This is a genomic window from Streptomyces endocoffeicus (assembly GCF_016741935.1).
GTDB lineage: Bacteria > Actinomycetota > Actinomycetes > Streptomycetales > Streptomycetaceae > Streptomyces > Streptomyces endocoffeicus.
Genome location: NZ_JAERRG010000055.1, coordinates 18,405 through 38,880, shown reverse-complemented (window position 1 = coordinate 38,880; position 20,476 = coordinate 18,405). Strand labels below are relative to the sequence as shown.

At 69.2% G+C, this 20,476-nt stretch carries 18 protein-coding genes and 1 pseudogene; 13 read left to right on the top strand and 6 right to left on the bottom strand.

Annotated features, from left to right (window positions below; translation table 11 throughout):
• On the bottom strand, positions 1-1,885 hold a 1,885-nt coding region (tap, locus tag JK364_RS51235), incomplete at its 3' end, for a telomere-associated protein Tap (protein ID WP_443732279.1).
• A 345-nt stretch (positions 1,886-2,230) separates the two neighbouring features.
• Here tap and JK364_RS51230 point away from each other — a divergent pair.
• Positions 2,231-2,617, top strand: coding sequence for a hypothetical protein (locus tag JK364_RS51230; protein ID WP_230993827.1), 387 nt, complete (start codon positions 2,231-2,233; stop codon positions 2,615-2,617).
• Positions 2,618-2,630: 13 nt separating this feature from the next.
• Here JK364_RS51230 and JK364_RS51225 read toward each other — a convergent pair whose 3' ends face one another.
• A complete protein-coding gene (locus JK364_RS51225; protein ID WP_201858362.1) occupies positions 2,631-2,822 on the bottom strand; it encodes a hypothetical protein in 192 nt (63 codons plus the stop codon).
• Between the two features lie 1,039 nt (positions 2,823-3,861).
• Between JK364_RS51225 and JK364_RS51220 the strand changes: the two genes are divergently transcribed.
• The 4 genes from JK364_RS51220 (at position 3,862) to JK364_RS51205 (ending at position 8,288) form a co-directional block, all read left to right on the top strand.
• Positions 3,862-6,534, top strand: a complete 2,673-nt coding sequence (locus JK364_RS51220; RefSeq protein WP_307841677.1) for an ATP/GTP-binding protein — start codon at positions 3,862-3,864, stop codon at positions 6,532-6,534.
• Positions 6,535-6,833: 299 nt separating this feature from the next.
• Positions 6,834-7,325 (top strand): hypothetical protein, encoded by a 492-nt coding sequence (locus JK364_RS51215; RefSeq protein WP_201858360.1) that lies wholly within the window; start codon positions 6,834-6,836, stop codon positions 7,323-7,325.
• A 10-nt stretch (positions 7,326-7,335) separates the two neighbouring features.
• A complete protein-coding gene (locus JK364_RS51210; protein WP_201858359.1) occupies positions 7,336-7,563 on the top strand; it encodes a site-specific integrase in 228 nt (75 codons plus the stop codon).
• A 428-nt stretch (positions 7,564-7,991) separates the two neighbouring features.
• Positions 7,992-8,288, top strand: coding sequence for a hypothetical protein (locus JK364_RS51205; protein ID WP_201858358.1), 297 nt, complete (start codon positions 7,992-7,994; stop codon positions 8,286-8,288).
• 124 nt (positions 8,289-8,412) lie between these two features.
• Here JK364_RS51205 and JK364_RS51200 read toward each other — a convergent pair whose 3' ends face one another.
• The 3 genes from JK364_RS51200 to JK364_RS51190 all read right to left on the bottom strand — a co-directional run bounded on the left by JK364_RS51200 (position 8,413) and on the right by JK364_RS51190 (position 11,203).
• A complete protein-coding gene (locus JK364_RS51200) occupies positions 8,413-9,159 on the bottom strand; it encodes a hypothetical protein (RefSeq protein WP_201858357.1) in 747 nt (248 codons plus the stop codon).
• Positions 9,140-9,637 (bottom strand): sigma-70 family RNA polymerase sigma factor, encoded by a 498-nt coding sequence (locus tag JK364_RS51195; protein ID WP_230993826.1) that lies wholly within the window; start codon positions 9,635-9,637, stop codon positions 9,140-9,142. The genes JK364_RS51200 and JK364_RS51195 overlap by 20 nt, the downstream gene beginning before the upstream one ends.
• Positions 9,638-10,003: 366 nt before the next feature.
• Positions 10,004-11,203, bottom strand: a complete 1,200-nt coding sequence (locus JK364_RS51190; protein ID WP_201858355.1) for an MFS transporter — start codon at positions 11,201-11,203, stop codon at positions 10,004-10,006.
• A gap of 601 nt (positions 11,204-11,804) precedes the next feature.
• On the opposite strand from JK364_RS51190, the gene JK364_RS51185 reads away from it, so the two are divergent.
• Both JK364_RS51185 and JK364_RS57870 read left to right on the top strand, forming a co-directional pair.
• Entirely contained in the window at positions 11,805-12,143 is a 339-nt protein-coding gene (locus JK364_RS51185) for a DUF8825 domain-containing protein (RefSeq protein WP_201858354.1), read from the top strand.
• Positions 12,144-12,145: 2 nt separating this feature from the next.
• Positions 12,146-12,664, top strand: coding sequence for a DUF6233 domain-containing protein (locus JK364_RS57870; protein WP_201858352.1), 519 nt, complete (start codon positions 12,146-12,148; stop codon positions 12,662-12,664).
• 305 nt (positions 12,665-12,969) lie between these two features.
• Here the strand turns inward: JK364_RS57870 and JK364_RS51175 are convergent, their stop codons facing one another.
• Complete coding sequence (locus tag JK364_RS51175; protein WP_201858351.1) at positions 12,970-13,458, bottom strand: DUF6653 family protein; 489 nt, start codon at positions 13,456-13,458, stop codon at positions 12,970-12,972.
• Positions 13,459-13,599: 141 nt separating this feature from the next.
• Between JK364_RS51175 and JK364_RS51170 the strand changes: the two genes are divergently transcribed.
• The 6 genes and pseudogenes from JK364_RS51170 to JK364_RS51145 all read left to right on the top strand — a co-directional run bounded on the left by JK364_RS51170 (position 13,600) and on the right by JK364_RS51145 (position 20,471).
• Positions 13,600-14,079 (top strand): GbsR/MarR family transcriptional regulator, encoded by a 480-nt coding sequence (locus JK364_RS51170; RefSeq protein ID WP_201858350.1) that lies wholly within the window; start codon positions 13,600-13,602, stop codon positions 14,077-14,079.
• 520 nt (positions 14,080-14,599) lie between these two features.
• Positions 14,600-16,255, top strand: coding sequence for an IS21 family transposase (istA, locus tag JK364_RS51165; protein WP_201858349.1), 1,656 nt, complete (start codon positions 14,600-14,602; stop codon positions 16,253-16,255).
• Positions 16,252-16,497, top strand: a pseudogene (locus JK364_RS51160) (ATP-binding protein); the annotation flags it as partial. The gene istA and the pseudogene JK364_RS51160, both read left to right, overlap by 4 nt.
• Before the next feature lie 217 nt (positions 16,498-16,714).
• Complete coding sequence (locus tag JK364_RS51155) at positions 16,715-17,827, top strand: tyrosine-type recombinase/integrase (protein WP_201858348.1); 1,113 nt, start codon at positions 16,715-16,717, stop codon at positions 17,825-17,827.
• Complete coding sequence (locus JK364_RS51150; RefSeq protein WP_201858347.1) at positions 17,824-20,022, top strand: tyrosine-type recombinase/integrase; 2,199 nt, start codon at positions 17,824-17,826, stop codon at positions 20,020-20,022. The genes JK364_RS51155 and JK364_RS51150 overlap by 4 nt, the downstream gene beginning before the upstream one ends.
• The gene (locus tag JK364_RS51145) at positions 20,019-20,471 is read left to right on the top strand and encodes a DUF6262 family protein (protein WP_201858346.1); all 453 of its coding nucleotides are present in this window, start codon (positions 20,019-20,021) and stop codon (positions 20,469-20,471) included. The genes JK364_RS51150 and JK364_RS51145 overlap by 4 nt, the downstream gene beginning before the upstream one ends.
• Positions 20,472-20,476 lie beyond the last annotated feature (5 nt).

Genomic DNA, 20,476 nt, shown 5'->3' with positions numbered 1-20,476 from the left:
GCTGCCCGGGGCGCCATCCCTCGCCCCGGGGGCGTTCGCGCGGCTTGCCCAGGCCGCCCTTGACCGTCGCCTTGATCGCCGACACGACGATCGCCAGATCGGGGTCGCGCTCCTTGTAGCCGCCCATGGCCGCCAGGAAGTCCGCCGGTGCCAGGTCCGCCTCGACGCCGAGGTCGGCCATCGTGATCAGGTAGGCGTCGCGCAGCCGGTTGTACCAGCCGTCCAGGTAGCGGCCGTTGTCGTAGCGGAGATACGCCTCGACCGGCGCGACGTCGTAGCCCAGTTCCACCGCGTACGCCACGGTGGGCGTCGCGTACCAGGCCCGGCCGTCGGGGCGCTCGCCCTTCGGCGTGAACGGGCTGGGCAGCAGACTGGCCTCCAGGTCCGCCCACTTGCCCTTGCCGACCTTGACCCGGGACAGGTCGACGTGGGACAGGTCGACCAGCCAGGAGCCGGGCAACTTCGGGTCGAACACCGGCGCCTTGACGTACGCGGGCGCACCGAGGCCGACGATCAGCCCGTTGGCGCCGGCGGCGAAGACCATGTTCACGTCGATCCCGACCAGATGCCGCACGGCGCACTCGGCGTCCGTCATCGGCCGAGCCCAGTCGTACGCCTCCTCGAACAGCCTCTCGCCGGGGCCGCGGACGTGGAAGCGTGGCAGGTCCGCCAGGAGCGGGTGCCCGTCCGGGGCCTCGCACGGCGCGCAGGCCACCGGGTCCTCCCCCAACGACCCCGGGGCCTTGCCGTCGGCCTTCCGGAAGCCGCCGGCGGCCTCGTCGCGCACGGCGTAGGTCGGCGGGTGCAACGCAGTCATCAGCTCCAGGCCGGTGACGGCCGTGGAACCGCGCGGCGTCATCACCCGGACCGCATAGGTGCCCAGGAGCCGGACGAGTTCCACCGGCGGGAGTCGCGCGGCGTGACCCCAGTGACGGGAGCCCAACGCGTTCCAGGACGGGATACACAAGTGCACGCACTGGCGCTCCGAGCCCTTGGCCGGGCGGTAGATCCGTGCCCACGGGCCGAACCCGCGCTTCGTCAGCTTCCAGCCTCGCCGTGTCAGTTGCTTGATGACCTTGTGGCCCTCCGGAATCCGCCCGGCGAGCCGCTCTTCATCCGTCAAGACGACCGGCAGGCCGTAGCGCTCGAGCGCGGCTTCGGTGAGCACGAGCAGCGGATCGGCGTCCTTGCCCGGCCCGGACAGCTTCGGCTGACCGAGCCCGGCCTCCTTGAGCGTCCAGTCCACCAGGGCCGGGATCGACTTGGCGGGCACGTCCAGGACCAGGCCGCCGGTGCAGTACGCGAGCACCTGCCCGTCCGCGTCGACGTCGACGACCGCGAGCGGACCGTGGGCGAATCGCGGATCGGCAGGGTCCGCCACCGCGGAGGTCTTCTTCGGGACGGCCCCCTTCGCCCCCGGACGCCGGGACGTCGACGTCGGCCTGGGGGTGGCCGCCGGGGCGAGCGCGGCAGCCGGAGCGGTCGTGGCGTGTGGTGCGGTGGCCTGCGAAGCCGTCACGGCCGTGGGGTCCGGCGCGGGGACGGGGCATGCCTCGGGCGCTGGCGCTTCCTGGGCGGGCCTGCCGGTTGTGCCAGCACTCGCGGTCGAGGTGCTGTCGGCCGGCCTGGGCGCGGGGAAGCGGGCAGCGAGGCCCTCAAGGAGCCGTGCGTATGCGGCACGTTTCGGCGGCCGCGGCTCGGTACGTCCGGCCTCCCAGTTCCCCACCGCCTCGCGCCGGGTCTGCAAAGCCTCCGCGACCTGGTCCTGCGTCAGACCGGCCGCCTCGCACAGACGTTTACGCTCCGCGGGCTCCGGCAGCGGATCCCGCACAGCCTGTTCCAGCAGCGCGTCAACAGCGCCGAACAGCTCTTCCTCGCTGGACAAGAGCTCACCCCCCAACCTACCGCGAATCGCGCACCAATCGCGCATGGATCGCTCGCGAATCCCTCATTTGAGAGGGGGCGGAGTGCCGCGCTGCTGCAGGGGCCGGACGATGCGGACGCGCGGGCGAAACGGCCGCCTCCCTGTACGCACGGGCCGACCTGGCACTCGTACGGGACTCCACTCTCGATCACCAGTAGCCCCCGTGTCGCGAAGCCTGAACGGGTTGCTCAGGGGCGGGGACGAATTGCCGATCGTCAACCAGGTGCAGCAACGGCGGCGCGCACGGCAGACACCCGACGCGGACGTCATCATGTTCGCCGACGGCTCGCCAGCGGTGATGAACTCGTGCACTTGCCCCCACCCGGCCGGCGCAATGGCCCGCAGGCCGGCCTATGGCAATGGCGGGAGATCCCGCAGGCCACCGCATGGAGTGCTCCCGCCTGGCTGGACGTCGACACGACGCACGCATCATGCACCCATGCCGGAACGCTCGCCCTGGCAGGGGAGTCCACAGACCACGGCAGCATCGGCTGGGTCGCTCTGGCTCAGGGCGACGACGGAAGCGCGCTGCGGTGGCTGGCCGTCTCTCAAACGTCGAACCCTTTCCACGAGGTCACCCTCGACGACCATCTGGTGACTGCCACCAGCACCTCTGGCTATATATGGGCGTTCCCGCGAGAAGCCCCCCGGCAAGTGAAGATCATCGAGGACCCTGCGTACCCACACCGCTGACGGGCGACGCAGTTCACCGGAAATCCCCACCCCCGCCCCCGTTGCCGGGCTTTGCCATCTCCCACAACCGCTCCACCACGGCACGGCAGTCCGAGACGGCCCGGTGATCTCCTCCGTACAGCGGCTGCCAGGCGTAGTTTCCCCAGTACTCGGACCAGTCCCCGTACCAGTCCGAGTACGGCACCATCGCGTCCTCGAACCGCACCGTGCCGAGCCAGGAGTCGACGGCGTCTTCGGCGTTCTGGTGGCCGGTCTGCCGGTCTTCCCGTAGTGCACGGTCAACTCGTGCCGCAGCCCGGCAACGTCGAACGCCTGGTTGCAGATGACGCAACGTCGGCCATACAACACCGCGGCGTGTCGGTCGAGGGCGCCGGGACCACCTGGGCGTCCGTGATCCCGCGGATAACGGTCGCCTCAGCTGGGACCGGCTCGCCCGGGTTGATGAGCATGTCCACCAGGACGTCCCCAGCCGCGTTGATGACCCCGAGACCGACGAGGCCTCGTCGCGCAGGCCCCTGGCCTCCTGTCTAAGATAACCGTGTCCGGACCGGCGAGGACCTCCCCCGCCCACTCCTCGAGCACCTCGACCTCACGCCGCCGCAATTCGATAGCACGCCCTTCGGCCTCCCACCCCTCCCGCTCCCGCTCGTCCCGTTCCCGCTCGCCCCGCTCGGCACACGGCGGGCACCAGCGCGGCCCGCCCCACCTTCCGGCGTCCCGCTCAGCGGCGATCTCCTCATCCGCCGCAGTCACCTTGTGGCAGTCCCGGCCGCGGCACGTGCGCCGCCACACCACCCGCCGCTCCTCCTCGAACTGGCGTCGCATCACACAGCACAGCCAGCTCGCTGAGGGCCTGCTGGCCGAGCGCCGGGCCGACGCTCGGCCAGCAGGCGCCGGCTGTACCAGGCGATCACTTTCTCCACCAGCTCTGCGGCGGTCTCGTGGCCGGCGGCACCGTCCCGCCCGTCCGGCGACGGTCTACCGGCCGGATCCTGGGCAGACTGCGGGTCAGGGGTTGCGGGGTCGTGCATGAGGGCCACCAGGGAATGAGCAGGACAAGGAGGGCTCATTCTCGGCGGAACGGGGCACCCCGGCAAGGCACCCGGGCGCCGCTGAACAGGCCGGAACGGCCAGGAACCGGCCATGCCGTCCTGGCGCGGGTTCCTGTGCACCTGTGGGGCTGCCGTCCGAGGCCGGTGCGGGCATAGGCTTGACCGGCTGATGATCATTCGGTGGGGGGCCAAGTGACGGACCTGCGTGCGTTGTTCAGCTCCAACGACCCCATCGACGCGAGCGAGGCGTTCACCAACCGTCAGCACCAGTGGGAGTTCGTCGCCACCGCTCTCGAGGAGCACCTGCGGCACGTCACCGCCGCCGGCTTCGACCCCGCAGACCTCGAGGCCCCCCGTACCCATCTGATCGTCTTCCATGGCGTGGGCGGCGTCGGCAAGTCCACGCTCGTGCGCAAGCTCGAGGCCGCACTCGGGGGCACCCGGCCGGCGCAGTGGGGTGAGCCGGTCTGGGCCGGGCGCAGGATCCTGCCCGTCCGGATCGACCTGGCCCGCTCCGTCGGCACCACATTCGAAGACGTGGTCCTGACCATCCGGGCCGCCCTCGCCACGGCCGTCGCACGACCGCTGCCCGCCTTCGACATCGCGCTGCGCCGCTACTGGGAGGCCCAGCACCCCGGCGATCCACTCGACGCCTACCTCGAACGCGGCGGCCTCGTCAGCCGGTTCGGCAAGGCGCTGCCGCAGCAGACGCAGACCGCCCTCAGCGACGTCGCCCAGGCACTACTGCTGCCCGGCACCGTCGGCTCGGTCGTCGGGGAGGTCACCGGCGCCCTGGTCGGCGCGCTACGTGAGCGGCGCCAGACCGTGCGGGCGCTGGCCGCCTGCGCGCGGCTCGCGCCCCTGCTGGAGAGCGAACCCAGCCTGGAGGCGCTGTCCTTCTGCCCGCACCTGCTGGCGTTCGAGCTGGACCGGCTGCCCGACGACAAGAAGATCACGCCGGTAATCCTGCTGGACACCTTCGAGGACACCGCCGACCGCCACCGCGACCTCGAACGCCTCCTGCAGCGCCTGGTGTGGCTCATGCCGAACTGCTTCTTCGTCATCAGCGGCCGCTCCCGCCTGCAATGGGCCGACCCCGCACTCCACGGGCAGCTCGACCACACCGGCCCTGCCGCCTGGCCGGGCCTGGCCACCGCGCCGGGCCTGGTATCGCCACCCCGGCACGGCGCACCGGGCGGGCAGCAGCACCTGATCGGCGACCTCTCCCCCGAGGACTGCGACGACCACCTCGCCCGCCGCCTGACCAAGGACGGCCAGCCCCTCATCAGCCCCGCGATCCGGGCCGTGATCACCGCCCGCTCCCACGGCCTGCCCCTCCACCTCGACCTGGCCGCCTCCCGCTTCCTGGAGATCCGCCGCACCCGCGAGCCGCAGCCCGCCGACTTCGACCACACCTTCCCCGCGCTCCTGGCCCGCGCCCTGTCCGACCTCACAGCCGACGAACGGCACGTCCTGCGCTCGGTGTCTCTGCTGGACGCCTTCGACCTCGATCTCGCCACCCGCGCCGCGGGCCTCACCCAACAGGCCCCCGCCCGGCGCCTGACGGAGCGGCCCATCGTCACCGAAAACCCCTACGCCCCCTGGCCCTACCACCTGCACGGCGCGATCCGCTCCGCCGTCACCGAAGCCGACGACCACACCGACGACCGCTGGACACTCGCCGACTGGCACCAGGCCGCTACCCGCGCCCTGGCAGCTCTCGGCGACCAATGGGCCACGAACGCCGCCCTCACCCCCAGCCGCACACTCCTCGTCTCCTGCCTGCGCCAGGGCCTGCGCCTGGCCCGCGATCACCGCCTGACCGACCTGGCCTGGCTCACCGAAGCCGCCTTCGCCTACACCGACGACTCCGTCTGGGAACCCCTCGCCCCACCCACCCGGGCCTCGAGCTCCGAGCCGCAGCCGGACCCGGACACACCCGCCGACGCCCTGGCCGAACTCCTCACCGCCATCGCCCGCCGCCAGCACGAACACCGCGAATGCACCGCCGAACGCCTCACCGCCGTCCTGGACACCGGCCTGCTCTCCGGCGAACTCACCGAGCTCGCCCTGTACTACCGGGCCAAAGCCCACAAAGACCTCGCCCGCACCGACGCCGCCGCGCACGGCATGCGCCAGGTCGCCGACGCAGCCGGCCGCCTCGCCCCACGCGCCCACCGCGGCCTGGCCAACCTCGCCCGCACCCGCGGTGATTTCCCCACCGCCCTCGCGGCCATCCCCACCCTGGGCTGGAAGGGCCGCCACCAGCGCGTCCTGGCCCACATCCGGTGGCCCCACGGCGACATCGACAGCGCCATAGCCGCCTTCGAAGCCGCACGCGCTGAAGCCGAACAGCACAACGCCCCCGGCGAGCGGGCTATCGCCCAGACCCTCCTCGCCCTGGTCACCGCCTTCACCGACCCACACCGCGCCGACGACGAACTCGCCCTCGCCCACCAGTACCTCGCCCCGCTCGACCAGCGCGCCACCACCTTCTACGCCCACGTCGCGGCCCTCGTGCGCGACGCCGGCACCGACCGCGACGTCACCGACCGCGCCACCGTCCTGCACACCGAGAGCACCGTCGCCGGACTTCCCTGGCTCACCCCACTCATCTACACCGCCGTCGCCTTCCACCACGCCGTACGCGACGCACAGAACGACCTCACCACCACCCTCGACCGCCTACGCGAAGCAACCGCGAACGGCGACTACGCCTACTACGTCGACATCGCCACCGCCATGGGCAACCTCCCCAAACCCGCCGGAAGCACCACCCAGTGGCTCGACGACGCACACACCGTCCGAGAACGCTGGCGCGCCCTGGTCACCGCCCGGCGTGCGCACTTGAGCACCGGGCCGTGACGTTTCGGGTCACCGGGGGCCCAAGCCGCCATTACCCTTCCACATGCTCAGCACAGGGCCAGGCTCGCGGCTCAGGCCGCGGGCAGAGGACGGTCCCGTGCAGGCGCGACGGTCACCGGTGAGGGCGTGAACGCCGACTTCCTGGCCAAAATCGGCGACAACCTGGAAACCGATCGGCCCCCGTTGCCTGTTTCCTGATCCAGGGGAAGCAGGCAACGCCTTCCGTAACGCGGCAAGATGCGGGAATGGATCAGGGGTGGGCAGCGGTCATCGCAGGAGCGGCAGGAGCGGCCGGGGGCGTGGTCGGCGGCACGGTGGGCGCCTTCCTCACGGGCCGGGCCATGATTCGGCAGGCGCTCACCCAGGCAGTGGCAGAGGGACGGGAGCAGCAACGTCACTGGCTGCGCGAGCGCCGCGAAGACGCGTACGCGGGGTTCCTGTCCGGCTGTGATGATGTGCTGGACGCACTGGAGGGCGTGCTGCGTGTGACGTACCGGCCGGAGGATGCGGAGAGCCGCAGCCGGTCGGCGGAGGCATGGGGGACGGTGAATGCGGCGCTGCGGTCCGCATCACGGGCAGCGCGTCGCATCGCGGTGATCGGTCCGCCTGGGGAGATGCCGGCTCGGGCGCTGGAGCTGTATGAGGCGCTCCACACGTTGGCGGACAGCCAGCGGATGCCGGGTATGCCCGCCGATCAGCGCATGATCGCGTGGGCGGAGCAGAAGGGGCAAGCAGACCGTATGGAAGAGCGGTTCGTTGCCCTGGCAAACGCCTTGATGCACGGGGAGTAGCGCGAGTCTAGTGGGCATACGCCAGAGCTCCACACGGCTTCGCCTGTCACCACAATCGCTGGCACACCGTCCAGGACACCGGACTCGCCCCGAGACCATCGGCGACATCATCACCGCCCTCGGCGCTCCCGCCGCGCTGCTCCGCCGCCTCACCAGCCACTCCACCCGCCACGGCGGCGCCGCCAGCGCCAAGCGCACTGGCGCCGACCGCAAGGCCATCGCTGCCCAGAGCGGATGAGTCGACAACTCCGCCGCCATGGAGACCTACTCCCAGGAGGACGACGGCCGGGAGGACAACGCTATGGCCGGGGTGCTACAGCACGCCGAGCCGCAGTGGACCGCCGGTTCAAGGCTCTGCCTTCCGGCGCGGCTCCAGGTCAAGACCACCCGCCGCCCCCCTGTCTCTGTTGGCCGGAGTGAGAGGAGCGGCGGGCCCACCGAGCCGCAAGGCAAATGGCCCCATTCAGGGCCTTCCTTTTGCTCAGTACAAGAATGAACCATATCGACTAGAAGGCTAAGTTCACCCCCTCCAGAGGGGACATATCACCATACGAGATGCCGGCCGGAAGCGGGGGGTGCTGCGCGACACTATCCGGAACGACCGGTTCCGGGTTGCGTCTTCTGGCCGGAGTGGGCAGCCCGGGGCCCCACCGAGAGGAAGCCCTTTTGATCACTGCTCTTCTGCTTTTCCTGTCTGCCCTTGCCGGAGAAGTCGCGCACGCCGCGTATGCGGTCGTATGCGTGGAGCTCCGGGGCGCCCCCGTGACGTGTCCGGGAGGCTTCAACCCCTTCGACTCGTGGCTGTCGTTCTCCTTGCTGGTGGCTTTTGGAGGCCTGCTGACCATGGGCATATCTGCGTGGATCAATGCCGTTTGCGCCAATGCGGCAACGACGACGCGGCTGATGTTGAGCCTCGGGGTGGGGTGGTCGATCTGGGGGATGGTGGCACCGCTTTTGACCTAGCCTGCCCGGACCAGGAGCGAGGCGCCACGGACTCGTTCCGTGGCGCCAGTTCCGGGTGGGGCGTGATTCATTGCTGAGTGGTGGGCGCCGGGCGGCTGACGCAGCCCAGCGCTCTGGTGATTTGTCAGTGGGTGGCGGCGAGTTCTTCGATGTGTTCGGCGAAGCCGTCAGTGGGGAGCGGTAGCTCGACGTCGTCCACGTACTCGATCACGGTGGGGACGTATCGGACGACCGCTTCGGCGGCCTCGGGGAGCACGGTCATCCGCACGGTGGATGTGGGCTCCCGCACCGCCAGACCAAGGTCTACACGGTGCATGAGGACTTCGTGCTCGTCCGGGGCCAGGGCGTGCCGGTCGGGCACCATCTGCCGGTACCACCAGTCGGCTGCCGGTCCCTCGCCGAGCGCGAGATGGTGGAGGTACAGGCAGTAGGCGGCGGTGGTATTCCCGGCGCCGGCGGCGAACTGCCACCAGAAGCGGGCGGAGTCTTCGCGAGCGGCCAGCTGCAGCACGCACCCCAGGATCACCGCGCCGTCAGGCTCGGGTGTCCGGTATCCGATGAACGACGACATCTCCTGCAGAGCCCCCTCATCGCCGACCGCCACGCGGCATACCGCGCGCAGGGCGCCGGCGGCGTGCTCGAGCAGCTTCTCGTCCGGCTGCCAGCCGTCAGGGGGCTGCTGAGGCCTGAACAGCGCCGACTGGGCCCGTGCGGACTGCACCGTGTCATCGAAGGTCAACGCGCCGAGCACGAGACGGTCGGCGACGCGGGCGGCGATCCTCTCCTCTGCCGCGGCCAGCTTTTCCGGCGGGTATGGGCGCTGCATCAGGCAGGCCGTGGCCAGCATCCGGTCAATCGGTTCGGTGCCCATCACGGCTTCCTTCCTGCTCGTACAGTCCGAGGACCTGGCGCAAGCGCCGTCTGGCGTGGCGCACGGTGGACCGGACCCCGGCCGGGCTGATGCCGAGGATGCGTGCGGTGGTGGCGGCGTATCCGAGGCTGTAACGCAGGATGATGACGTCCCGCTGCCGGTCGGGAAGGTCGTTGATCGCCTCGTAGACCAACAGCGAAGTCTCCAGCTCGCCGATCGGGTCCACGGCGTTGCGCAGGTCGTAGGTCTCGAACGCGGCCACGTCGACGACCACGGGCCGGCGGTTACGGCGGCGGGCCAGATCGATGATGCGGTTCTTGACCACCTTCCACGCATACGCCTCGGGCGTCGGCTGGGCCAGCACGGTCGGCCAGGACACCGCGAGTTGCTCAAAGGCATGGTCGACGGCCTCCTCGGCGAGCTGGTGGAACGCCCTGAAGTCCGCTGGGAGAGCGACTACACCCGGCGGGCGCCTCAAGCGCTCCTCCCCTCCCGCTGACGAAACGTTCACGGCCTTTCGGCCCCTTCCAGTTGTCTCGGACGATGCCTCGTTCAGCACCAGAGGACCGCTGGAGCCCTCCACACTCATAGCGCCCGCAAACGGACGATCGTGCAGGAGACAACAGGAAAATATTTACACTGCGCTACTGGTGCGTCACTATACGTTCGAATTCGAGCCTCTTCCGCGGGCTGGCACACTCCGACACCCGCCACGAGGCGGTGATGCTGGTGTGACTGAGCGCTCGGCTTGGCCCTGTTTCGCCAGCTGAAGCGCTAATTTCTCAGTACCTGATTCTGGTCGTCCGCAGTGATCGAGAGTCCTCGCTCGGCGTTTCGGTCTGGATCATGGCTGTGGAGCGCTCGCCTGGTCCGCGGAGGACGTCGAGCGCACCAGCAGGCTGTAGCCGGTGGCCATGATGAGGACGAGGACGAGCAGGGCCAGTCCGAAGGCGGTTACGCCGACGTGCTGGATGAGCAGTCCCATCCCGGCGGGGAGAGCAGCAGCACCGATCTTGGACGCGGCGACCTGGAAGCCGATGGTCCTGTCTGCGTGATCAGGCCCGACGCGTTCGGCGGTGGTGAGGGTGAGGAGGGGGAAGACGGGGGCTGCTGCGAGTCCGAGGATCAGCATGCCGAGAAGGGAGAAGAGCGCCGGGCCGGGCAGAGCCATCATGGCCGCGCCGCCGACGATTCCCGCGACGGCGCACGAGAGGACGCGTGACGCTCCGACGCGTTCGGCGACGGGACCGAGGATGACACGGCCTATGAACATGGTGGCCCAGAACCCTGACACCGCCAGCCCGGCTGTCCCGGGCGGGAGCCCACGGCCTGCGGTGAGGAAGACGTACCCCCACAGCCCGGTCCCGGATTCGATGCCGATATGGAGGGCGAAGACCGTGCTGCTCAGCACGACGACATGTCCGCGTGACCCGGCATGACGGCTGTCACTGTCCGTCCGGGCTGCCGAGCGGGGGCGGTCCGCCGTCGTCACCGGCTGATCCGGCCGGGCAGTCCAGCGGTGAGCGGTTCGCAGGAACGCGCAGGCGAGAATCGTCTGGGCCACGGCGATGACGGCGTACGCCCATCGCCAGTGAACGCCAGAACTCAGCGCGATCGTGACCGTTGCCGGCCCCAGGGCGGCGCCCAACCCGTAGCTGGCATGCAGCCAGGTGATGTGACGGGGGCCAAAACGGCTTGCTGCGTAAGCGTTGAGGCCGGAGTCGAGGGCCCCCGATGCGAGTCCGAGGAGGACGGTCGCCGCCACCACCGCCCAGAACGATGGGGCGAGACCGTAGCCGATCAGGGCGAGCGCGGACAGGACGGTGCTGCCGGACAGCAACTGGCCGACGTGCATGTGGGTGAGAATTCGCCCAGTCATGGTGCTCGACAGCACCGCGGCAGCGATACCGAACACCAGGAGCAGCCCCAGCGTTCCCACCGGCTGGTGGAAGTCGGCGCTCATAGAAGGCCAGACGATGCCGAGCACGCTGTCGGGCAGCGCCATGCTCACATAGGCCAGGCAGGCAAGAACAACAAGAGGCATGAAGGAAGAGCCTTTCGGACCGCAGACATGACTCATCCCACGCCCGAAGAAGGCCGATGAGTCAGAGGGTGACGGAAATCAGGCGACGTCTTCAGGGACGTCGCCGCGCCGTGCTGCGGAACCGAGCAGCACGCGACGACAGGTCACAGTCGAACCGTGTCAACGCGTGCGGGGCTCCCCGGGTACCCCATCTCCACCCATGCCTGAACCTCCGGTCACTGACCATACTCCTCAGCCATCAGCGGCGGTTCCGCGTCTGCCGAAACCGAACAGCCACTGCGATCGCCGGGTCGACGGCGTACGGCGTGACGAGATCATCCAGGGTGCAGCTATGCGACCACACCACCCGGGGCTCGACGGCCGGTGTACGGACCGAGATCTCCATAACCTTCAGGACAGCCGGACCGTACGGGTCCGCGTACCACCTTCCGTGAAAGCGCCACAGGTGAGCGAGCTGCCCGCTACCCTGCCCGCCAACTCACACGCTCAGCCCCGCCAAGTCAACCGCTCATCCGCCAGGTGAAGCGCTCAGTCACACCAACGACACTCCGGGCGTCGGCTCATCGTCCCTCAAGAATCGAACATGCGTATCATTCTGGTCATGGCCAGATCCTACGACTTTCCCCCGGACCTGCTCACCGCGCAGGAAGAACTCCACCAGGTCGCCGGTACCCTCACGGCACTGCTCAAGGGCCTCCCGTGGTCCGTTGAGCCGCACCCGGGGTTCAGTGACCCGGACATCTGGCGCCCGCGGCAGCGCCCCGCGACCGACGGATGGCCCGAGGAGGACCATGCGGAGGTACAGCGGCTGCGGGACCGGCAGCGGAAGCTGACCATCACCGTCGTCACGCACCCCTTCTGGGCGACTCTGGAGGGCCCAGACCGCGTCACCGCGCGGATGCAGCTCAAGCACGCCCACGACGCCGCACCCGCCGCGTAGCTGTGGACGCCTTCAGCCCCGACACCCCGGACCCGGACACCCCCGGCCCTCCGGCGTGGGTCGAGCTGGCTGACGGCCAGAGCGTCACAGCCCAGGTCACCGCCCGCCTCGATCGCCGCCGCTCCGGGAGCGGCTGGTGGTACGAACTCCGCCTGCCCATGTGGGCCGAAGTGCGGCTACCAGACCGCGTCACGGTCGAACCCGACGCGATCATGATGTGCGTCCCCGCTCGCCTGGTCACCTCCATCGAGGGCACCGACTACTCCGCCGTGCCGACGCGATGGGAACGCCCGCCAGCCCGGCCGCCCCGCTCCTCCCCCGCCGCGCCGACTGGCCAGTGGAGCGTGCAACATCTGCCCGCGCCCGCCGACGGCCCCGGGCGCCAGGTCATCCACCACGAATCGTGCTGGCTACCGACCGGCGACGCAGCCCTCACACTCAGCCAGGCGCTGCGCGAGCTCACCCGGCCGGGCAGCGAACCGTGCACTGCCTGCGATGCCCGCTATCTCCCACCGTCCTGAAGTCGGCGGAGTCGGCATCACCCAATCGCCCGTCGGTCGCCCCTGCGCGCCCAGAGTCTGCACCAGGCGGACAGCGGCCTGAACTGGGCACTCTGCCGCTGGCGTGTTTAGGCTGGGACACCCCAGGGGGGCGTAGGAGGTGTCCCATGCGTCCCGTCTGGAGCGGAGCTGTCAGCTTCGGTTTGGTGACTTCTCTGAACCACGTGGGCGCTGGCTTCGTTCACTTCTTGAGGCTCGAGGATATTCACGAGAAAGAGCAGCAGTACGTCGGGACGGCTCGCTACCCGTGAGGGCGAGGCGGCGCTTCATGTCGCGCCATCCGCGGACTGCTCGCGCAGGTACTGCTGGAACAGCAGGCCGTAGCGGTCGATCCGCCACAGCTGGGCGAGCACGACCGTGACAGTGCCCAGTGTGAGCGGCCAGACATTCATGGCGATCAGCCCCCAGGCGATCAACGCGAAGCCCGCCAGGCCAGCTGCGATCAGCCAGTTGAGGGTCATTTTGTGCTCGACCGGCACCTTGCCGTCGACGTGGAGCTGCTCACCGTAGATGCCCCGGGCGGTCCAGCTGGTGGGCCCCACCGGCTCGAACAGGCGCACGTTGAGCCAGAGCCAGACCACGACCGCGACGACGGCGGCCAGGCACCACCAACCGAGCCATTGCCGACTCCACACAGCCAGCTCGAAAGCCGGTATGGAAGCGAAACGAGTCCACACACTCCATGGGTTGGCGTGCCTCTTCCAGGTTTCGTCGGACATCCCGTGGACGGCGGCTGCGGCGTTCTTGCGAGTCATGGGTGGGTGGGGCCTTTCTGCTCGACGTATTCGGCGCTCATCGGGCGCGATAGTCAGTCGCGTCCGCAGCCTCGACCATATGCAAGTTTCAGAGATCTTTGAATACTCTGAGTGCAAGGAGCTTTCGGTTAGGGTGTCGGCATGAGCGACGACAAGCAGCTGCGGGACGTGGCGGAGAAGCTGGCGCTGATCCTCGCACAGGGCGGGATGCAGAAGACCACCGCGCGGGTGATGACCTCCCTGCTGTTCAGCCAGCGGGAGACAACGACCGCCGCCGACCTGTGCGAGGAGCTGCAGATCAGCTCCGGTGCGGTGTCCGGCGCCGTGAAGCAGCTCACCCAGAGTGGCCTACTGGAGCGGGTCCCGGCGCCGGGCAGCCGCCGGGACCACTACCGTTTCCCGGATGGTGCCTGGGCCAAGCTCATGTCGCAGCAGAACCAACTGCTGGCCACCATGGGTGAAGTTGCCGAGCAGGGACTCGCAGCGGCCGGCGGCCCATCCACCCCGGCTGGGCGGCGGCTGGCGGAGATGGAGGACTTCTATGCGTTCATACTGCGCGAGCTGCCCCCGCTGATCGACCGGTGGCGCACGGACTTCACAGCGCAACGAGAAGCCGACTGAACACCCACAGTCGTGTTACCCGCAGCCGGTGTTCAGCAGCACCGTGCCCCCTGGCTCGACAACTTTCGACGGAATTCCTCTCTGAGTGGGCTGACGGAGCCGGACTGCGGCCGGACAACCAGGCGTTTTTGTGGAGTGGCCGGGGACAGAGAGGGCGGGGAAACGAGTAGCGCCTTGGTCTCTATCGCAGGGTTGGCAGGCCGAGCATCACGGGTCCGCCTCTGGCGGCCGTGTCGAGCTGGCTGATCTTGGACTGAGCGCCGGCGAGGCTGACCTGGAGCCCTTCGATCTCGCCGAGCCAGCCTTCCCGCTCGGCCTCGGCGATCCGGTCGAGGAGGTTGTCGCGGATCTCCGCCAGGCGACCGCGCTGTGCCGGGTGGTTATGAGCGTGACTGCGGGAGCCGTTTCGATGTGACTGTGGGAGTCACCATCTGACCGAGTTTGCGATGTCAGTTTGTTTTGACGTCACTTGGGGGCTTGCGGTGGGACTGTGAGGTGTGCTTCTCCCGCTGAGGGCCTCATGGGTAACTCGCAGTCGAAGGTCGAGTTGTACGCGGCGATCCGCCGAGATCACCGGATGGGCATGTCGCTGCGGGCGCTTCAGCGCACGCACAACGTGACCTGGAGGACGGTCCGGCGGGCCCTGGACGGGCAATGGCCCGAGCCACGGAAGAAACAACGGCGCAAGGAGTCCCGACTCGATCCCTACAAACCGCTGATCGACGGGATGCTGCTGGCTGACCTGGACGCTCCGCCCAAACAGCGGCACACCGCCCAGCGCATCTACGACCGCCTGGTCGAGGACCATGCGGCCGACGACATCTCGTATTCCATGGTCCGCGTCTACGTGAAGGACCGCCGCAAGGAGGTCCGCCGGCAGGCCGGGGTGGGCCCGGATTCGATGTTCGTGCCGCAGACCCATCTGCCTGGGGCGGAGGCCGAGGTCGACTTCGGTGACGTGCACGTCATGCTCGCGGGCAAGATGACCAAAGTCTATCTGTTCTCGATGCGGCTGTCCTACTCCGGCAAGGCGGTGCACCGGGTGTTCGCCTCCTGCGGGCAGGAGGCATTCTTCGAAGGGCACGTGCACGCGTTTCGGGTGCTGGGCGGTACACCCCGCGGCCGGATCCGCTACGACAACCTGCGGGCCGCGGTCGAGCGGGTCCTGGGCCTGTCCAGAGCGAGGGTGGAGAACGACCGCTGGACGGCCTTTCGCTCGCACTGGGGCGTCGATGCCTTCTACTGCCGTCCCGGCATCGAAGGCGCCCATGAGAAGGGCGGCGTCGAAGGCCAGATCGGCTACTACCGGCGCAACCACTTCGTCCCCGTCCCCGAGGTCGCCTCGCTGACCGAGCTGAACGCCATGGTCGACCAGTGGGACCTGGACGATGAAGGCCGCCGCCTTCGGTCGAAGACTCGCACCGTCGGCGAGTACTTCGCCCAGGAACAGCCGCTGCTGCGGCCGCTGCCCCGCGAGGTGTTCGAGACCGGCCGCTGGTTCACTCCGCGGGTCAACCGCTTCGGCCAGGTCACCGTACGCTGCAACTCTTACTCGGTCCCGGTCCGCTTCATCGGCCGCCAGCTGCGGGTGCTGCTGCACGCCAACGACCTGGTCGTCTATGACGGCCGCACCGTGGTCGCCCACCACGAACGCCTCAGCGGCCGGGGCGAATCCCGCCTGGTCCTGGACCACTACCTGGAGGCACTCCTGCGCAAGCCGGGCGCCTTCCCCGGATCAACCGCCCTCGAACAGGCCAAAGCTGCAGGGAAGTTCACCCCCGTCCACGAAGCCTGGTGGACCGCGGCCCGCGCCGCCCACGGCGAGGCGACCGGCACCAGAGCCCTGATCGAGGTGCTGCTGCTGGGACGCCACATGGAACACGAACACGTCGTCGCCGGACTCGCCGCGGCCCACCGAGCCGGCGCCCTGACCGCGGACGCCGTCGCGCTGGAGGCCCGCAAGGCCGCCGAAGGCGAGACCTTCGCCGAGCCCCCGAAGCCCACCCTGGCCCATCCCGTCCAGCCACAGGAGGAGACCGGCGGCACGGTCACCTTCCTGGCCGACTGGAAGCTGTCCCACCTCCCGCCCGACACCCGGCCGCTGCCGTCGGTGGCCCACTACGACCAGCTCCTGAAACGACACGGCCGCACGGCCGGCGAGAAAGAGGGATCATGACACGCAAGCGCGGACTGACCGAAGAAGCCGCCACCGCCTCGATCGACCAGGCATGCCGCATGCTCAGGCTGCCGACCATCCGCCAGCAGTTCCCCGACCTCGCCGAAGGCGCCGCACGCGATCAGATGTCATATCGGGCGTTCCTCGCCGAGCTGCTGCTGGCGGAGTGCGACGACCGGGCCCGCCGACGGTCCGAGCGCCGGATCAAGGCCGCCTCCTTCCCCCGGGACAAGAGCCTGCGGTTATCTGGGGTTCTTTTGTGCTCGTCTGGAACGTCAGTCAGCGTGCGGTTCACTCGTTGTGGTGGTCGTCGGCGTTTCGATATCTGAGGTGCTCGGGCAGCGTCGGTGACGTCGGCAGCATGGCGCCGTGCCAGTGCAAAGAGTCGAGTTGGGCCCGGGGCGAACGTGGACGGTGGTTGGCTCGGACCACTTGCCGGTCGCGCCTGCGGAGGAGTTCTTGGAGTTCCTACGCGTCGGGCGGGATGCGTCGCCGCACACCGTCCGCTCCTACGCCGCGTCGCTGAGCGCGTGGTGGGACTACCTGGAGGCGGCCGGGCTGGCCTGGGACGCGGTGACGCTTCCGTCGTTCCTGCCATTCTTGACGGTGCTGCGGACCGGTGATCCGGTCGGAGTGCACCGGCTGCCGACCGCGAGTGCGTCCGCAAAGGGGGTGGCGGAGTCGACGGTGGGGTTGCGGGTAGCGGCGGTGCTGTCGTTCTACCGGTATCACGCGGATGTGCACGGGGTGGAGGTTGCCGGGCGGCTCTACCGAGTCGGTGGGCGCCGGGCCCGCAGCCGATACGTTCGGGCCCTGGCCCATCTGGACCGCGGGGCCGGTCATGCGAGCCCGGCGGTGCGGGTCCGAAGCCGCGAGCGTGGGCCGGCCCCGGTGCTCACTCCGGCTCAGGCCGAGGTGATCCTTGACGGGTGCGCGCGCTTCGACGCAGGCTCGGGGCAGTGGTCGGGATCGGTACGCGACCGGTTGCTGTTCGCGACGCTGAGCGAGACCGGGATGCGGCTGGGTGAGTGTCTGTCGCTCAAGCACTGCGACTGGCATGTCGGCCGGGGCGGGACCCCGTACGTCGAGGTCGTGCCACGGCAGGACCACCCGGCCGGGGTGCGGGTGAAGAACGGCCGGTTCCGCCGCATCTACATCAGTGACGATCTGGAGCGTCTGCACAGCGAGTACGTGTGGGAACTGTGCGACGCCGACGCCCACCGGGCGGTGGACCTGGAGAACTGGTGGGTGTTCGTCAACCTGCGTCGCGGCGAGTGGCTCGCGCCGCTGCGGCCGGAGACCGTCTACGACCTGGTCGACCGCCTCAAGCGCCGACTAGGGAAGGCCGTTCCGTCCGCCTGGACGCCGCACTGGTGGCGCCACACCCACGCGACTGCGCTGCTGCTGTCCGGTGCTCACGAGCACGTGGTGATGCGGCGAATGGGCCACGCCGATGTGCAAACCACGCTCACCCTCTACGGCTGGGTCACCGAAGACGCCGAGCTGAAGACCCTGGCGAACTGGAAGTCGTTCACCACCAACTGGCGTGGTCTGGAAAAAAGTTCGGCATGACAGACCACCACCTTCCGTCAGTTCCTACCGGCGGTTCGACCGGACCGGACCGGTTCGCACAGAGCGCCGCGCTGGTCGACGGCTTGGACCCGGTGTTCGCCGGGCCACTCTTCGATGGGCGGGACCCTCGGCTGGCCGGGGTGTTCATGCGTGGATCGCGGCAGGTCCGGCTGGACATCACCGCTCTGCCGATGGTCATGCGCCGCGAGGTCGGATGGTGGCTGGCCACCTGCGTGCGCACCGGTGAACGGCAGGCCCACGCCAGCGAGTGGAACCGCTGGGCGGCCACCGCTGCCGACGTCATCGCACGCCACCCGCACGTTGCCTCTTTCGCCGACCGGTCGCTGGCCGAGTGGATGACCGCCTGGGCCCGGAGATTCCACGCCGACCGGGGCCGGATGCCCGCCCCCGGGCATCGGATCCGAGCCGAGCACGCCCTGCGCGGAATGCTGGAACGGCTACTGCGGCAGTACGCCAGCGAGGTCGACTGGTGGCGCCACGACATCTGGTCGCTGCGGCTGGACCCACGCATCCCGCGGCGCGAACACGAACCACGCGCCAACACCGCCGTCCGCTGGGGCGACATCACCCCTCCCTGGCTGCGGGAGGGGACCAAGTTCTACCTACGGCTGCAGATGGAATCCGGGCAGCTGACCTGGTCGACAGTGATGCAGCACCGCGTGAACACGGCGCGCTTCGCCGCGTTCGTGACCGAGCGTGGAATCCACCACCCCGCCTTGGCGGACGGCTCCGAGCGGAGTCTGCGCGCACTCGCGCTGGACTTCGGCACCTTCCTGCACAACTGGCAGCGCGAGACGCCGGGCCGAGCCGAGGTCGGCGGCAGCCTCCAGCCGAGGACGATCAACAAGAACCTGCAGACGATCGACCTGTTCTACCGGGTCATGACCGACTGCCGCACCGAGGCCGCCGAAGCCCTGGACGATGCGCGGTGGCTGGCGCTCACCGACAGCCATGCCCGCATGTTCCGCCCCGCCGACCGGCCCCGTCAGCGCGCGGTCCGCGAGGCCGATGAACGCAACTACATCAACGACACCGACCTCAGCAGCATGCTCACCCACATCGAGCTCCTCGGCCTGCCGGCCGAGCAGACCCGCGCCGTCGTCCGTGATGCCTGCCAGGTTGAGCTGGCCGGGCTCGGACATCCTGCAGTCATGCGGGCTTGGCTCATCCAGGCCATGACCGGGCGCAGGGCCAGCGAAGTGCTGATGATGGACTTCGAGCCGCTGTCCGACATCCCCGGCCTGGACGCCGCCGCCGTTCCGGAGGGCGGGATGGTCGCGCGGCTCCGCTACCAGCAGACGAAAATCGACGCGGCGCCGAACACCATCCTCGTCGGCCGCGACGTGGTCGAGATCATCCGGGAACAGCAGGCATGGGTGCGCGAGCACTGGCACCTGGGCCCCGCCGAGACCATCCGCTACCTGTTCCCGAAGACCACCGGCAACCGGCACGGCACCAAGTCCTGGGAGACCAGCAACTACAACCACGTCCTGAAGGACTTCAGCCACCACTTGAACATGCGCGACTCGCGCGGCGAGCTCCTCCTCTACTCACGAAGCCACCGGCTCCGCCACACGAAGGCCACCACACTCATCAACGCCGGTGCCCCCATCCACGTCGTCCAGCGCTACCTCGGCCACCTCTCCCCGGAGATGACGATGCGATACGCGGCGACCCTTGCGAGCACCGCCGAACGCGAATTCCTCGCCCTGGCCAAGGTCGGGCGCGACGGGCGCGAGATCGGAATGAACCGCCGCGACATGCTCGACCTCGTGCAGCTCGACCGCCGCACCGACCGCATCCTGCCCAACGGTTACTGCCTACTGCCGCCCACCCGGTCCTGCGACAAGGGAAACGCATGCCACGGCTGCGACCACTTCGCAACCGACCGCACCTTCCTACCGGACATCCAGCGTCAACTCGCCGAGACCCAGTCCCTGGTCGCCACCCGGCAGGCCCGCCACACCGAGCGGTACGGCGAGCCGATGAGCGGGGCCAACGTCTGGCTGGAACAGCGCAATGCGGAGATCCGCAGCATGCAGCTGGAGATCACCGCCCTCGAAGCCCAGCCAGCCGGCAGCACCATCGTCGTCCGCGGCGCCGGCGTGCTCGGTCGCACGGGCTACCAGGACGCCACCGGCGCCTCGGACAGCAAAGGGGCATCACGCTCATGAACAAACGGCCGGATGAAACGGCCCCGGAAACTGTGCCTCCTGCCGACCGGCGGATCGCCGCCCTGCGGCAGGCCGCACAGGACAAGCACCAGCAGGCCGTCCAACGAGCGGAGGCGGGCATCCGAAAGCTGATCAAGGAGGACGAGGAGATCAACTTCCGGGCTGTCGCCCGCGCATCCGATGTCAGCCTCGACTTCCTCTATGCCCACGTCGAACTGCGCAAACGCATCGAGACGTTGCGCGGCCAGCAGCGGGTACACACCCGACCGCCCCGCCAGGAACCCTCGGCGGACGACGGGACGGTGATCCACACTCTCACCGAGTCCCTCCGCCGCGAACGCGCCGCACACCGCGAACAGGCCCAAGAGCTCGAACAACGACTGGCCGCCGCCCACGGCGAGATCCTCCGCCTACGACGACACCTCCGCGAGCGAGGCCTGCCTGACTGATCGTC

Bases quoted from the DNA above. Each gene is read 5' to 3' on its own strand.
- JK364_RS51200 (WP_201858357.1), bottom strand. From the start codon at position 9,159: ATGGGCACCGAACCGATTGACCGGATGCTGGCCACGGCCTGCCTGATG.
- JK364_RS51185 (WP_201858354.1), top strand. From the start codon at position 11,805: ATGGCCAGATCCTACGACTTTCCCCCGGACCTGCTCACCGCGCAGGAA.
- JK364_RS51150 (WP_201858347.1), top strand. From the start codon at position 17,824: ATGACAGACCACCACCTTCCGTCAGTTCCTACCGGCGGTTCGACCGGA.
- JK364_RS51190 (WP_201858355.1), bottom strand. From the start codon at position 11,203: ATGCCTCTTGTTGTTCTTGCCTGCCTGGCCTATGTGAGCATGGCGCTG.
- JK364_RS51145 (WP_201858346.1), top strand. From the start codon at position 20,019: ATGAACAAACGGCCGGATGAAACGGCCCCGGAAACTGTGCCTCCTGCC.
- JK364_RS51175 (WP_201858351.1), bottom strand. From the start codon at position 13,458: ATGACTCGCAAGAACGCCGCAGCCGCCGTCCACGGGATGTCCGACGAA.
- istA (WP_201858349.1), top strand. From the start codon at position 14,600: ATGGGTAACTCGCAGTCGAAGGTCGAGTTGTACGCGGCGATCCGCCGA.
- JK364_RS51170 (WP_201858350.1), top strand. From the start codon at position 13,600: ATGAGCGACGACAAGCAGCTGCGGGACGTGGCGGAGAAGCTGGCGCTG.